The sequence below is a fragment of the Aeromonas sp. ASNIH2 genome, assembly GCF_002934795.1.
Lineage (GTDB): Bacteria > Pseudomonadota > Gammaproteobacteria > Enterobacterales > Aeromonadaceae > Aeromonas > Aeromonas caviae.
The window spans coordinates 882,363-895,630 of sequence record NZ_CP026406.1; the positions used below are offsets into that span (position 1 = coordinate 882,363).

Annotated in this window: 11 protein-coding genes and 2 pseudogenes; 6 read left to right on the forward strand and 7 right to left on the reverse strand. The window is 60.3% G+C overall.

Annotated features, from left to right (window positions below):
- Positions 1 to 189 precede the first annotated feature (189 nt).
- Entirely contained in the window at positions 190 to 1,026 is an 837-nt protein-coding gene (gene purU, locus C3F36_RS04020) for a formyltetrahydrofolate deformylase (protein WP_029313992.1), read from the forward strand.
- Between the two features lie 58 nt (positions 1,027 to 1,084).
- Here purU and C3F36_RS04025 read toward each other — a convergent pair whose 3' ends face one another.
- Both C3F36_RS04025 and cls read right to left on the reverse strand, forming a co-directional pair.
- Positions 1,085 to 2,353 (reverse strand): DUF945 family protein, encoded by a 1,269-nt coding sequence (locus tag C3F36_RS04025; protein ID WP_104454534.1) that lies wholly within the window; start codon positions 2,351 to 2,353, stop codon positions 1,085 to 1,087.
- 109 nt (positions 2,354 to 2,462) lie between these two features.
- A complete protein-coding gene (cls, locus tag C3F36_RS04030; RefSeq protein WP_010673520.1) occupies positions 2,463 to 3,944 on the reverse strand; it encodes a cardiolipin synthase in 1,482 nt (493 codons plus the stop codon).
- A gap of 96 nt (positions 3,945 to 4,040) precedes the next feature.
- On the opposite strand from cls, the gene C3F36_RS04035 reads away from it, so the two are divergent.
- The gene (locus C3F36_RS04035; RefSeq protein WP_029313991.1) at positions 4,041 to 4,583 is read left to right on the forward strand and encodes a DUF1439 domain-containing protein; all 543 of its coding nucleotides are present in this window, start codon (positions 4,041 to 4,043) and stop codon (positions 4,581 to 4,583) included.
- 4 nt (positions 4,584 to 4,587) lie between these two features.
- Here the strand turns inward: C3F36_RS04035 and C3F36_RS04040 are convergent, their stop codons facing one another.
- Positions 4,588 to 5,028 (reverse strand): GNAT family N-acetyltransferase, encoded by a 441-nt coding sequence (locus tag C3F36_RS04040; protein WP_223919618.1) that lies wholly within the window; start codon positions 5,026 to 5,028, stop codon positions 4,588 to 4,590.
- 342 nt (positions 5,029 to 5,370) lie between these two features.
- Here C3F36_RS04040 and C3F36_RS04045 point away from each other — a divergent pair, with 342 nt between their 5' ends.
- Both C3F36_RS04045 and C3F36_RS04050 read left to right on the forward strand, forming a co-directional pair.
- Positions 5,371 to 6,111: a lytic transglycosylase domain-containing protein gene (locus C3F36_RS04045; protein WP_199769703.1), complete on the forward strand. Its 741-nt coding sequence runs from the start codon at positions 5,371 to 5,373 to the stop codon at positions 6,109 to 6,111.
- Positions 6,112 to 6,125: 14 nt separating this feature from the next.
- A pseudogene (locus tag C3F36_RS04050) lies at positions 6,126 to 6,229 on the forward strand (lytic transglycosylase domain-containing protein); the annotation flags it as partial.
- A 105-nt stretch (positions 6,230 to 6,334) separates the two neighbouring features.
- On the opposite strand, the pseudogene aqpZ reads toward C3F36_RS04050, so the two are convergent.
- The 4 genes and pseudogenes from aqpZ to C3F36_RS04070 form a co-directional block, all read right to left on the reverse strand.
- Positions 6,335 to 7,020, reverse strand: a pseudogene (gene aqpZ, locus C3F36_RS04055) (aquaporin Z).
- Positions 7,021 to 7,313: 293 nt separating this feature from the next.
- Positions 7,314 to 7,835 carry a crossover junction endodeoxyribonuclease RuvC gene (ruvC, locus tag C3F36_RS04060; protein ID WP_010673515.1) on the reverse strand — a complete coding sequence of 174 codons (522 nt, stop codon included), beginning with the start codon at positions 7,833 to 7,835 and terminating at the stop codon, positions 7,314 to 7,316.
- A gap of 233 nt (positions 7,836 to 8,068) precedes the next feature.
- Positions 8,069 to 8,977: a Gfo/Idh/MocA family protein gene (locus C3F36_RS04065; RefSeq protein WP_104454535.1), complete on the reverse strand. Its 909-nt coding sequence runs from the start codon at positions 8,975 to 8,977 to the stop codon at positions 8,069 to 8,071.
- 277 nt (positions 8,978 to 9,254) lie between these two features.
- Positions 9,255 to 9,482: a hypothetical protein gene (locus tag C3F36_RS04070; RefSeq protein ID WP_010673513.1), complete on the reverse strand. Its 228-nt coding sequence runs from the start codon at positions 9,480 to 9,482 to the stop codon at positions 9,255 to 9,257.
- A gap of 634 nt (positions 9,483 to 10,116) precedes the next feature.
- On the opposite strand from C3F36_RS04070, the gene C3F36_RS04075 reads away from it, so the two are divergent.
- Complete coding sequence (locus tag C3F36_RS04075; protein ID WP_104454536.1) at positions 10,117 to 11,655, forward strand: OmpA family protein; 1,539 nt, start codon at positions 10,117 to 10,119, stop codon at positions 11,653 to 11,655.
- 17 nt (positions 11,656 to 11,672) lie between these two features.
- On the forward strand, positions 11,673 to 13,268 hold the full coding sequence (locus C3F36_RS04080; protein ID WP_104454537.1) for a hypothetical protein: 1,596 nt from the start codon (positions 11,673 to 11,675) through the stop codon (positions 13,266 to 13,268).

Consider the following 13,268-nt stretch of genomic DNA (forward strand, 5'->3'; position numbering starts at 1 on the left):
AGACGCAGGATGCCAGCCAAAAACCCATCAAAGACAAACCGGGAGCTGGCTGCACTGCAATTTTCGCGCGAGCACCACCCGATACACGGCGCGCTGTCCTTTCTGATTTCGTTTGTGGCATAGTGCCAGCAAAAACGCGCGCGCCCGCGCAGACCGGGTGCCAACATCACAAACGGAATCATGACAGAGATGGAAAAGAAAATACTGCTGACCGATTGCCCCGACGCCAAGGGTCTCATCGCCAAGATCACCAACATCTGCTACAAGCACCAGCTCAACATCAACAAGAACGACGAGTTCGTGGATCACGAAAACGGCCGCTTCTTCATGCGCACCGAGCTGGAAGGGCGCTTCAACGACGAGACCCTGCTGGCCGACCTCGATGATGCCCTGCCTGCCGGCGCCCAGCGTCGTCTCGTCAAGGCGGGCAAGAAGCGCATCGTCATACTGGTGACCAAGGAGACCCACTGCCTCGGCGACATCCTGATGAAGAACTATGCCGGCGCCCTGGACATGGACATCGTCGCGGTCATCGGCAACTACGACACCCTCGCCGAGCTGACCGGCAAGTTCGACATCCCCTTCCACTGCGTGAGCCACGAGGATCTGAGCCGCACCGAGCATGAGGAGCAAGTGCGCACGCTCATCGATGGCTACCAGCCGGATTACGTCATCCTGGCCAAATACATGCGTGTGCTGACCCCAAGCTTCGTCGAAGCCTATCCGCGCAAGATCATCAATATCCACCACTCCTTCTTGCCTGCCTTCATCGGCGCCCGCCCCTATCGTCAGGCCTTCGACCGCGGGGTCAAGCTGATTGGTGCCACCGCCCACTTCGTCACCGACGATCTGGATGAAGGCCCCATCGTCGAGCAGGACGTGATCCACGTCGATCACACCTTCAGTGCCGATGACATGGCCAAGGCCGGACGCGACGTGGAGAAATCCGTGCTGAGCCGGGCGCTGGAACTGGTGCTGAACGAGCGGGTCTTCGTCTACGGCAACAAGACCGTCGTGTTCAAGTAAGCGGCTGCGCGCCCCCAGAAAAAAGGCTCCCGAGGGAGCCTTTTTCATTGCGCGGCACTCACGGGTGCAGCGGCAGACCATTGACGGTCACGACCCCTTTGTCGAGCTTGAGCTCGGCCTGAAGCTGTGACTCCTGCGCCTTCAGGTATCCCATGGCCGTGAATTGCTCCAGCATGGGGGCCAACTGGGGAACGGCCTGGCCCAGCTTCTCCCCAAGGTGGGCATGAAGCAGACCGGAGAGTGCCTGCATCCCCTCCTCGCTGCCCATCAACTGTGCCAGGGTGGTGGGCGCCAGCTTGGCCTCCCCTTGCAAGCGGACAGGCTCACCGTTCAATCGCGCACTCAGATCCGCCAGTTCCAGCGTGGCCCCTCTCTGGAGCATCTTGTCCAGCGCTTCCTGGATGGCCGCTTCGTCCACCCGTTTGCTGCTGGCCTCTTGCAGCGTCTGATACCCCTCGAGATCCAGCCCCTTGAGGGAGAGATCCAGATTTCCCTGGGTCAGCGCGAGCCGGTCTTCCTCGCTCTCCATGTTGAGGGTCGCCACCTTCATCTGATAGCGAGTGGAGAGCGTCTGAAGATCGTCCCCCGCCAGCTCGGTGGCCGTGGTCAGCCCCTCCAGCGTGATCTTGACGTTCCCCGGCTGGGTCAGGGAGAAGGCCGTGATGGTCGCATCGCTGCGGGGAGAGAGCCAGAGCCCGCTGATCTCGGCCATGTCGGCACTGCCCTTGAGATCCGCCAAGGCCAGATCTGTCTTGCTCTGGGCATCGTGGACCGTCATCCCCAACCAGTGGGCGGTGAGATGGCCATTGCCGTCGAGATCCCCGCGATAGTCGCCGTTCAAGGGCAGGAAGGTGAACTCGTTGAGCCCCTCCTTGACCTTGAAGTCACTCACCCAGAAGCGGGAGCTATTGCTCATGGTCCAGAGGCTGCTCGCCGATTCTGCCCCCAGTTGCCACTGCTGCATCCCCAGGGAGGTCAGAATGGGCGCCAGCGTGCCCTGTGCGGTATCAAGCTGGAGGTGACTCTTGATATAGAGCGGCAACAGGCGGCTGTTGAACGCGAACTGCATCTCGATGGGTTCGCTTCCCGCCAGTTGGGGATCAAAACTCGCCAGCGTCTGGGGCGGCACCACCACCTTGAGTACGCCGTCGCGGGTAAACAGATTCTCCGTCTCTGGGCTCCAGGTGACTTCGATCCCGCTCTCCTGCTGCGCCCTGGCGATCTGCTCGGCCAGGATCCGGTCGAACGTATTGCCCGTGTACCAGCAGGCGCCAAGCCCTCCCACCACCAACACGGCTCCGACGGCCAAGGCCACTTTTTTCTTCATCAGTTCTGTTTCTCCACAATGGTTCAATGGCGGGTGCATGGGCGCACTCTACGGGGAGGATGGGCATCAACACAAGCCAGACAACGGCTTGGGGTCCACGCTCTGGCTGTCACAGCAGGGGGCTGAACAGGTAGAAGATGTTCTCAAGCAATTTTTTGTACCAGGGGCGGGCACGCCACCTGGTCAGTGACATGGGGGTCGCCTCCAGCATGTAGCCCTGCACCAGCTGGTTCATCTCGGCGACAAACACCGGGTTGTCGATGAGCAGGGTGATCTCGAAATTGAGCCAGAGACTGCGCCGGTCGAGGTTGACCGTGCCCACCAGAGCGAAATCATCGTCCACCAGCACGCTCTTGGTGTGCAGCAGCCCGGCATCATAGCGATATATCTCCACTCCTGCCGCCAGCAGATCCTCCATGAAGGAGTTGCTGGCGTGGTTCGCCATCAGGGAGTCGTTGCGCGCAGGCAGCACCAGTTGCACCAGCACGCCGCGGGCCGCCGCCGAAGAGAGGGCCGCAGCCAGCGGATCGTCCGGCACGAAATAGGGGGTGGTCAGCACCAGATGGTGACGAGCCTGGTAGATGGCGAGCAGCAGGCTCTGCTGGATACAGTCACCACCGACGAAGGGGCCGGAGGGAATGAGCTGGGCCCGATAGTTGGTCTGTGGCCAGGCTTCCGGCTCATGTTGCAAACTGTCGAGCAGCCGCTCGCCGGTCTCCATCTCCCAGTCCCAGACGAAGGTGGACCACATCAACGGCACCACGGGGCCCTGCACCCGGATCATGATGTCGACCCACTGGCCGACCCCGGCATCCTGCTTGAAGAAACGGGGATCCACCATGTTCATGGAGCCGGTATAACCAACCTTGTCATCGATCACCACCAGCTTGCGGTGCATGCGCAAGTCCTGGCGCTGGAAGGGGATTCGCCAGGCGCCGACCGGCAACACTTCCACGACTTTGACGCCGGCGGCGCGCAAGGTTTTGGGCCAGGAGGAGCGGAAGAAGGTCTTGCTGCCGATGGAGTCGAGCAAAACACGACAATCCACGCCGCGTGCCGCCACCTCCATCAACGCCTCGCACACCTCGTCCACATCCCCGCCGGGGTGCCAGATGTAGAACTCCAGATAACAGGATTGGGAGGAGCCCCGGATGTCGCGCACTATCTCCTCTACGATGCTCTTCGGCTTGTGCAGCAGGGTCATCCGGTTGCCCGAGAGCATGGGCATGGCCAAGCGCCCCTGGATCAGATCGTGGAGCGGGCGTGCCTTGCTGCCCACCTCGCAGCAGTGCTGGGGGAAGAGGCGCGCGAGCTGGCGGATCCAGATGGCGTAAGGACGGTACATGGCCTGGGCCCGCTCCGCCCGCTTGCGACCGAGGCGTATCTCGCCAAACAGCACGTAGAAACCGACCCCGGCGAAGGGGATGGCATAGATGAGGGCCAACCAGGCAAGAGATACCCCGATGGGACGTCGCTTCATCACCACCCGCAGGGAGATCCCTGCCACGATCACGGTGTGAAACAACAGCAACAACCAGCCGAGAAAGCGGGAAAACAGCAACTGAATGTCGTATTCCAGACCGTCGAGCAAGGCGACTCCTTGGTGTATTGGACAGATGGCACGGGCAGACCCCACAGGGTCGGGATGGTATGCTATGGGGCACACCCATTCTATCAGGTCGTTAGCATGATCCTGCAATCTATGCTGCTGAGTCTGGCCATGCTAGGTCAAGGCTCATATGACATCAATGAGCAGCAGATAAATCAGTACCTGCAGTCCCAGGTGCAAGTGGACAAACAGCTGGAATTGCCCGGCATCATCAAGGCCCATGTGCAACTCGAGCAGAGCGATGTGCAGATTGGTCGCCAGAGCCCGGATACCGCCAGGGTGTTTGGCAAAGGCAAGTTGAAAATCGCGCTCCCGGATCAGACCGAGTACGACGCGCGCCTCAACATGACCTATGAGGCGAGGCCCCGCTACGACAAGGCCAGGAGTGCGCTCTTCCTCGACAACATGAAGCTCATCGATTACAAGCTGGAGCCTGCTGCGGCGGAACAGAAGTTTGGTTTCATGCTGAGGATGCTGCTGCAGAGCATGGAGAAACGGCTGGAGACCCAGCCTGTCTACAAGCTGGATGACAAGGACCCCAATCAGGCCTGGCTCAAGGAAAATCTGCTGGGGCTGGAGCTGTCACCAGGTAAGATCCACCTGCTGACCAAACCCCAATAAGACGTCAGTTGAAAACAGGCGCCTTCGCCTGACGCACCAGCAGCTCGATCTGATAACCCTGTTCGTGCTGCTGGTGATAGTGGGAGTGAAGGGGTCCGTCGAGTTCATGCAGGGGAAGGTGGTCAAATCCCGCCTTGAGGTAGAAGGGTTTCTCGAACGGCAGGGCGTGACAGATCACGGGCTTGTCGGAAAGATCGCGGCAGGCATGCTGCAGCAGGCGGGACCCCAGCCCCAGAGACTGGTAGTGAGGGAGCAGACGAAAGCCGCACAAGTGGTAGTAATCCTGTTCATCGCGCAGGCGCACCGCCCCCACCAGCCAGTGCGCATCACGAACCACAAAAATCCGTTCTGCCAAATCCGGCACATAGTGGGAAAACGTCGTCTCGTAATAGTCTCTGATGAGGGAAAGATCCGCATCACAGTACTCTTCGAATCTGAGCTCCATCGCTCGCCTGCTTGTCATGCCCATTTCGCTCTGGCCATACCGGCCCTCTCCTGCTCGCTCTCTGGCTCCACGAAGAGATCTGACCAGAGTGGAGCAACAGCAAGATAACACGCCTTTAACTTACAAAAAAGCCAATAACTAGATGGAAAAGACGAGGTTGCGATCATGCGTCCCTTGACGCCATGAACCGCGCCCCTTGTCCTGAGTGAGCACACAGGCGGGACGTCCCTCTACCATCACATTTCCAGCCTCCCCTGTTCACGGGCACTTGTTCTGCGCTATCCCGAATGCTTTACTCAACGTGGCTAACGAGGCTTAAGGAGCAAGCCGTTGAAAGCATGGATGTTGGTGGGCATGATGCCGCTGTTTTCCCACGCAGCCCCGGCTCAGATACCGCCGCCGGCAGAGGTGGTGATCCTGACCCCGGAGACGGCTGTCTCCTCCCCGGTTCCCACGCCGCGTACCGTGGCACTCACCACGGCGCCGCTCCCCTCCCCTGAACCCGCTAAGCCTACAAGCCGTCAGATCCAGGTCTACAAGTCGGTACAAAAGAACGGGGTCATACGCTATTCCGACATGATGCCGGAGCAGGGTCACTACGAACTGCTGTTGTTCAACGACTGCTATGCCTGCGATCCGGCGTCCAAGGTCAACTGGCGCACGACAGGCCTCTTCCTCTATGACTACGCCAGCACCATACAGGCGGCAGCCAAGGCTTATCAGGTCGAGCCTGCCCTCATCCGGGCACTTATCCATGCCGAGTCCGCTTTCAATCCTCTGGCCGTCTCCCGCAAGGGCGCCATGGGACTGACCCAACTGATGCCCGCCACGGCGCGCGAGCTCGGGGTCGGCAACGCCCTGCTGGCGGAGCAGAACATCTTTGGCGGGGTGAAATACCTGGCGGGTCTGCTCAGGCAGTATGACGGCAATGTGGCCCTGGCCACCGCCGCCTACAATGCAGGCGCCGGTGCGGTGCAAAAACACGGCGGCATCCCGCCCTATGCCGAAACCCGGGCCTATGTGGAACGAGTCAAGCTGCTGCATCAGCGCTACAAAGAGATGCTGAGCGCCAAGGGGTTGTAGGACCGGTACGGTACAAGCACGGCGGCATCCCTCATTGGCCGAAACCCGGGCCTATGTGGAACGGGTCAAGCTGCTGCATCAGCGCTACAAAGAGATGCTGAGCGCCAAGGGACTGTGATCATGCCGCACCCTATCGTCGGCATGGCGCCCTGCCCGGTATTCCTTCAGGCATAAAAAAACACGCCCGGGGGCGTGTCGATACCACACGTTAACTAACAACACATCACTCTTTCGTGGCGATCACACGATAGGCCAATGCACCCAGAATGGCACCGACAATGGGGGCAACCCAGAACAGCCAGAGCTGGCCCACGGCCCAGTCACCGACAAAAAGCGCCACGCCAGTGCTGCGCGCCGGGTTGACCGAGGTGTTGGTCACCGGGATGCTGATGAGGTGGATGAGGGTCAGGCACAGACCGATGGCGATGGGAGCAAACCCGGCCGGTGCACGGCTGTCGGTGGCGCCCATGATGAAGAACAGGAAGAAACCGGTCATCACCACTTCACACACCAGTGCGGCCAGCAGGCTGTAACCGCCGGGGGAATGCTCGCCATAGCCGTTGGAAGCAAAGCCGGCGCTCACATCAAAACCCGCCTGTCCGCTGGCAATGACATAGAGCACGCCACCTGCCACGATCCCACCAAGCACCTGGGCCACGATGTAGGGCAGCACGTTGGAGGCCGGGAAGCGACCACCGGCCCAGAGCCCGACGGTCACGGCCGGGTTCAGGTGGCAACCCGAGATATGACCGATGGCATAGGCCATGGTCAGCACAGTCAGGCCGAACGCCAGGGCGACGCCCAGCAGGCCGATCCCCACATTGGGGAAGGCGGCAGCCAGCACGGCGCTCCCGCAGCCCCCAGCACCAGCCAGAAGGTTCCCATAAATTCAGCAGCAAAAGGTTTCACTCTTGTCTCTCCCATGATGACTAACACGCGAACCTGAAAGGCTCATACGGACACTGTTATTGAACAGGCGCCATATTATGGGAGTGTGGCGGAGCAAGACGAAACCGACCCGATTCATCGCGAATATGTGATGAATGTCACAAGTTATTGATAAAGTAGAAAGATATTCACCCGCTCGGTGCGCTTCTCCATGGGAGTCCCATCGAGGGACGCGACAGATTGTGACCCGACCAGCGATTTTGCCAGCAGCTCCCCGCGCTCCCCTGCCAACACCAGAAGCCCTCCCCCGGGGATCAGCGATAACGGCCGCGCACCGATCCGCTGGCCCGCCCGGCCATGCGAATGAGGCTCTGACGGGTGTGGAAGTGGCAGAGCGCCACCCCGAGGGCATCCGCCGCATCCGCCTGGGGGGTGGCAGAGAGCTTGAGCAGATGGGTCACCATGTGCTGCACCTGCTCCTTGGCGGCGCCACCGGTGCCCACCACCGCCTGCTTGATCTGGGTGGCCGAGTACTCGCTCACCGGCAGCAGGGCATTGACCGCCGCGACGATGGCACTTCCCCTGGCCTGGCCGAGCTTCAGGGCCGAGTCCGCGTTGCGCGCCATGAAGACCCGCTCGATGGCGAACTCGTCCGGCTTGAACTGGGTGATGATCTCGCTCACCCCGTCATAGACCTGCTTCAGGCGAGACGGCAGCTCCCCCAGATCGGTGCGGATGCAGCCCGATCCCAGATATTCCGCCTTGCCCGCGACGATGCGAATGACCCCGTAACCGGTGATGCGCGAACCGGGATCGATCCCCAGAATGATGCTCATGAACGGAATACCCCGCCCACTGCGGTCAGCCATCTCATCTTCGACACCTTCTTCATTGCGATCTCTTGCCCTGCAGCTCTTGATGGCCGCCAAGATAACAAACCCGCCTTCGCTTGGCTCGCTCGCTGGCACCTTTCCCGGCTGACTGCGCAAGGAGCCACCATCTCATACAGTGCTCTGCCGCTTCTCTGGCCAGTGATGCCTGCCGGTGTCACCAGCCCCTTGCCTTCGGGTCATCCCTTTGCCAGGGCGACGAGGCGCTCTGCCAGTCGATGGCTTTTCAGGTAGCTCTCGACCAGCGCCCCGTCTGCCCGCCCGGCGTCAATCTGCCCATACCAGTGCTCGAGCATGGCGACAAAGCCTCGGCTCGCCAGCACGGGCTGCCAGTCGCCCGGTGCCATGGTCTGCACTGTGTTGTCTCGCGCAAGCAGGCCACGGGTGCAGTTCTCGATATGCAATGAGAGGTTGTCGCCATAGGCATCGATGCGCTCCTCGGTCATGCCGGCGCTGCGATTCATGCTGCCGCTCACCGCCATCTGCCCGCTCTGCCAGGCGACGCTCACCCCGGCCAGCAGCTCGGGCTGCTCACTGCTGCGTCGCAGCACCGCATGCAGCTCCCCGTCCGGCTCGCCGCCATAACAGCAGAGGCTGTCGAGCACATGGATACAGTCGTCGAACAGGAACTGGCGAGGCGCCCCCGGCAGGGCGTGCCTGTGCTTTTGCCAATGGAGCTCGGTCAGCGGCTGGCCGCGTGCGGCGGCCATGGCGGGCAGATAGCGACGGTTGAAGCCCACAAACAGCGGGCAGTCTCTGGCGATGGCGAGATTGGCGAGTGCCTCCACCTCTCCTGCGTTGTCACACAGCGGCTTGTCCACAAAGGTGGGAATGCCGGCACGCAGGCACAGCTCCGCCAGTTTGCCGTGCACGGCGGTGGCAGCGTGGATCATCACCGCATCAGGTCGGCTCGCCAGCAGCGCATCGACCTCGGTAAAACACTCGCCAATCCGGTACTGGCGCGCCAGTTCGCCGAGCACCGAGGGACTCCGGGTACAGAGCAGCGGGGTGACTCGCTCGTCGTTTGCAAGCAGCGGCAGATAGGCCTTCCGGGCGATATCGCCAAGGCCAATCAGGGCAATGCGCATGGGCACTCCTCTCAAGGGGATAACCAGATAACTGCCTGCACGATCTCAGGATTTCCCTCGCAGATCCAGCCTTGGCGCATCTCGCTCCAGGCGCCTTCTGATGCAATGCGGCATCGCCCCGCGACACCCTGGCCACCTTCCTCCATCGCAGCAAACCCCGGCGGCGCTTGAGCGGCAAACCGCGATAGCAAAACAGGCAGGGCGACAACAGTCGCCCTGCCTGTTACACCCGCACACACCGCCGCACTCGGGCGATTGGCGCTCTTCTCACGTCGAGTTACTCTGCCGATCCGGCCTGCTCTTTGGCATCCCGCCACTTGCCAATCCTGGCGCCCAGCTCGGCACAAAGCATGGCGCTGACCATGGCACCTATCATCCGGGTCATATCCGACATCTCTGTTGCAACCGGAAGCAGGGGCACAATCAGGTTAAAGGCGATGAGCCCCATCACCAGCCCGAGTCCGCTGCCTACCTTCTCTCTTCGGGATCGCGTTGTTATCGCCATCTGATTGCTCCTGACCAAACCCTTTCGACAATATTATCAAACAATGCGTTCAACAATGCTCTTGCAATGCTTCGCACTGCCTGTGCCCCAGTCTATAAACTGTTGTCAGACATATTTATCGACAATTAATCCATTATATAAACGGGATGCCAGACGTTATTCTGCCCATGAACATTATTTCGCCAGCACTGTCAGTGGGGGCAACCACATACTTCCCCCAACAGCCCTCATCCTCAATAGCGATAATCGGCCTGCGCCTTTCACAAACCACAAGAGCGTCACAATAACCCTCTTTGTGTTCAGCGTCGGGGAGATGGGCAAAGATATTGGAAAGTTGATGTTTTTCCTATGGTTGCATCACTTTTCCACTCGCATGATCAGGCTCGTTTGGCTTATCATAGCCACTCGATACCTATTGAACCGCATAGATAATTGCCTCTTCTGACACTCAGGACATATCAGACACAGCCGCTTGCGAGAATGATCACGCCTGGCGCCGATATTAAACATCAGCCCGCGCTAATATCTTTTATGTCAGCAAGTGTCGATATTTCACTCCGCCCGAAGACGCTTTTCTCTGGCCTCACTGGTATGTCTGAATCTCGCTATTAAATATAAATGGCAAGGAATCGCTATGGATAAATCGTTTCGTCTTGCACCTCTCAGCTGTGTATTGATTGCCGCCGTGGGTTGCAGCTCCCAGCAGATGCAAAATTTCAAATCCACGGTCAATGATATCGGCAAGGATTACGGCATGCCGGTGCTTTGTGGGGCTGGCATGATTGCAGGAGGGGCTGCGGGCTACGCCATCAACGGGAAAAAAGGGGCTGTCGCGGGGGTTGCCCTCGGTGGGGCGCTGGGCTGCGCGGCAGGCTATATGTGGCAGTCCAGGCTACAAGAGCTTGACCGGATAGCAAAGGAAGAGAATCTCAACATCGCTACCGAGAAGCTGACCGTTGCCGAGCCAGCCGCAGTGAGCGGTGTCCCTCAGGACGCCGGCCTTGTGGCCCAGATCCCCGATTCCGGCATGTTCTCGAGTGGTTCTGCCCAGCTCACAGAAAACGGCCTGCGCGTGGTCACGAAACTGGCCCAGCTCTATGCCAAACCCGCAGCCGCAGACGCCTCGGATCAGCGCCGTATCCTCCTCGTCGGCCACAGTGACGCCACCGGCCCTGCAGAACTCAATCTGCGACTCTCCGAGCAACGTGCGCGAGCCGTCGGCAAGGTCCTGGTCGCATCGGGGATCCCGGCCTCTTCCATTTACTATCAAGGCGCGGGTTCGTCGCGTCCCATCGCAGACAACAGCGACCCCTTGCTTCGCGGTCAGAATCGCCGGGTCGAAATTGTAGAACTGGCGAACGAGCAGGCTCTGGTCATGCGGGCCCAATCCGAAGAGAACAACACCCGCTATCTGCGTTACGGGGCTTCCGATACCGCCAAACCGCGTGTGGCTGCGACCAAACCGGCGGCTCAGTCCGCAAGCGGTTCAAGCAAGGTGGCGGCCACGTCGCAAACCGCCCCTCGCCAACCCGCCGCCAAGCAGAGCGCCTCAAACACCAGCACGGCCAAGGCCCTGCCCGATGCCAAGGCCGCAGTGGACTTCGGCGGCAAGCCTGCCGGCACCTATCAATGGAACATGGCTCAGAACATCAAACCCAAGGCGAGTGGTTTTGCACTGATCAGCAGCGCATACGCAAACGACATGCCGATGTCGAGCTGTGAGGCAGATAAGCCACGCAGTGCAGGCCAGGTGCTGAGCATGGCAGACGACAAGCCTCTCCCGCGCCATGCCACCAAGGAGTACATGCCCGGCTATAACAATCGCGTCTGGGCCAATACCGTCAACGGCCACCTGGTGACTGTCTCTCCGGTTTCCATCTTGCGTGACAACGCCCAGGTCGATCGTCAACCGATCCTGCAAGTCGTTCAGGGTTACAAATCCTCGAATCAGAAGAAGCCCCAGACCCTCAAGGCGGTGGCCAACACCTATGAGGGCGAGAGTGAAGTGCTATACCGCGTCTTCACCAGCGATCCCAAGGCGTCGGTGTCCTGCATGGACCTCGTGTTCAGCAAAGGCAACGCCAAGGTCAGCCAGGGAGCTCTGTTCTATCCGGCAGGTTCCGAGGCTTATGTGGCTTCGTACCTGCCCATTCCCGCCACCCATTCCAAATAAGAAAACGGAGAAACTTAGTGGAAGACTTTTCTTTGGCAGCGCTCAAGACGCTGATCCTCGCCAACCAGATGCTGACCGTTGGCATTGTTTCATTCCTCGTCAGCGCCGTGGTGGTGTGGCGGCATTGGGAGCATGTCTCCTACTTCCTGATCCGGGTATGGCACAGCCTGCCGCTGATCGGCACAGTGGCCCGTCTCGCCCGCAAGCCGGCCTCGGTCGATGGCGATGGCTGGATCAACCATGAAGTGACCCTGTCAAATGTGTACTACCGCGAATACAAGAAGCATTTAAAGGGGACAGAAGCCTACAACGCCTCCCTCGACTACCTTGCCAAGGCAGGAGAGGCCGGCCGCTCCCCGCGCCCGGCGTGGGTGCTTGCTCTGGTGCTGGTGCTGGTGCTGGTCGAGGCAATGGGCTTTGCCTACGTGCTGGCAGGCTGGATGAACATGGATGCCTCCACCAATGACCGTCACCTGCTGGCAGCCGCGACGGCTCTGCTGCTCGCCGTTGCATCCGCATTCCTGGCTGAAGTGGCCGGACACTCCCTGCATCACAACAGCCTGATCGCCCGGGCGCGTCACTGGTGGCAAGGGGAAGAGCCCTCAAAACGCTCCCGTACCCTCAAGGCAAACAAGGCCATCAATCTGGAAGACTCCTTCTCGGACTCTGACAAACCTGACTACGAGCAGTTGCTGGCCCGCCTGAAAGACGTGAATTCAGGTGTAAGCCGCAAGTTTGTCTGGCTGATTGTCTGTGCTTCGTTTGTTGCCTGCATGGCAGTGGGCGCCTTCGTGGTGCGTTCAGCCACCCTCGACAGCATCGAAACCGAGATGGTCAACAACATGCGCGCCGAAACAACGGCACAGAGTGACAGCAGCATGGGGTCGCCGTTTGATCTGCCGGAAGAGTCTCAAGCCATCAACAACGAGGCGGAAGAGGCCACCATCGAAGACAAGATGCAGGCCATCCGTGAGGCCAGCCTGACCACCTACGTCATGCTGTCGCTCATCTACATCGCCATCCAGGGGATCAGCATCTGGCTTGCCAGCAAATACCACTTTGCGGGCACCCATTCCAAAACAGCCTGGCGTCTGACACACGAATACGCGACCGCCGAAGAGATGCTGGACGCGATGGACCAGCAACGCACCGCCATTGCCAGCCATGCCGATGACAAACTCCGCCGCTTGCAGACCCTGTTGTCGAGCCGTGACCATACCAACTCGGGTGTGCTGGGGGCGCTGGAAGGGGAGAAATCCGCCCATCGCAATTTCCTGGCCTTTATCGAGTACAAGGCAGGCACCGTGCCGCCCAAGCCGGCCCCTCAGGCGGCCCCCCAGGTCGCACCGGCAGCGCAAGCCGAGCCGGCACCCGCCGTACAACCGGCTGTTGCGCAGGCAGAGGCGGCTCTCCCGCCCACCACTGACGCCCCCGGCCAGACCGGCGCTGCCGTCAAGGCCGCCGATTTCCATGATGTCACTGGCCTGCCCGAAGAGAGTCTGGCAGCAGCCAGCCGCGCACTGGGGGTGGACGAAGCGCAGTTGCGTGATATCCGTGAACAGCAGATGGCCCTCAAGACCCTGGGCCTCTTTCCCACCAAGCAGAGTGCCTAA

Coding starts and splice junctions, on each gene's coding strand:
- C3F36_RS04045 (WP_199769703.1), top strand. CDS start 5,371: ATGTTGGTGGGCATGATGCCGCTGTTTTCCCACGCAGCCCCGGCTCAG.
- C3F36_RS04070 (WP_010673513.1), bottom strand. CDS start 9,482: ATGGCGATAACAACGCGATCCCGAAGAGAGAAGGTAGGCAGCGGACTC.
- C3F36_RS04035 (WP_029313991.1), top strand. CDS start 4,041: ATGATCCTGCAATCTATGCTGCTGAGTCTGGCCATGCTAGGTCAAGGC.
- purU (WP_029313992.1), top strand. CDS start 190: ATGGAAAAGAAAATACTGCTGACCGATTGCCCCGACGCCAAGGGTCTC.
- C3F36_RS04075 (WP_104454536.1), top strand. CDS start 10,117: ATGGATAAATCGTTTCGTCTTGCACCTCTCAGCTGTGTATTGATTGCC.
- C3F36_RS04025 (WP_104454534.1), bottom strand. CDS start 2,353: ATGAAGAAAAAAGTGGCCTTGGCCGTCGGAGCCGTGTTGGTGGTGGGA.
- ruvC (WP_010673515.1), bottom strand. CDS start 7,835: ATGAGCATCATTCTGGGGATCGATCCCGGTTCGCGCATCACCGGTTAC.
- C3F36_RS04065 (WP_104454535.1), bottom strand. CDS start 8,977: ATGCGCATTGCCCTGATTGGCCTTGGCGATATCGCCCGGAAGGCCTAT.
- C3F36_RS04040 (WP_223919618.1), bottom strand. CDS start 5,028: ATGGAGCTCAGATTCGAAGAGTACTGTGATGCGGATCTTTCCCTCATC.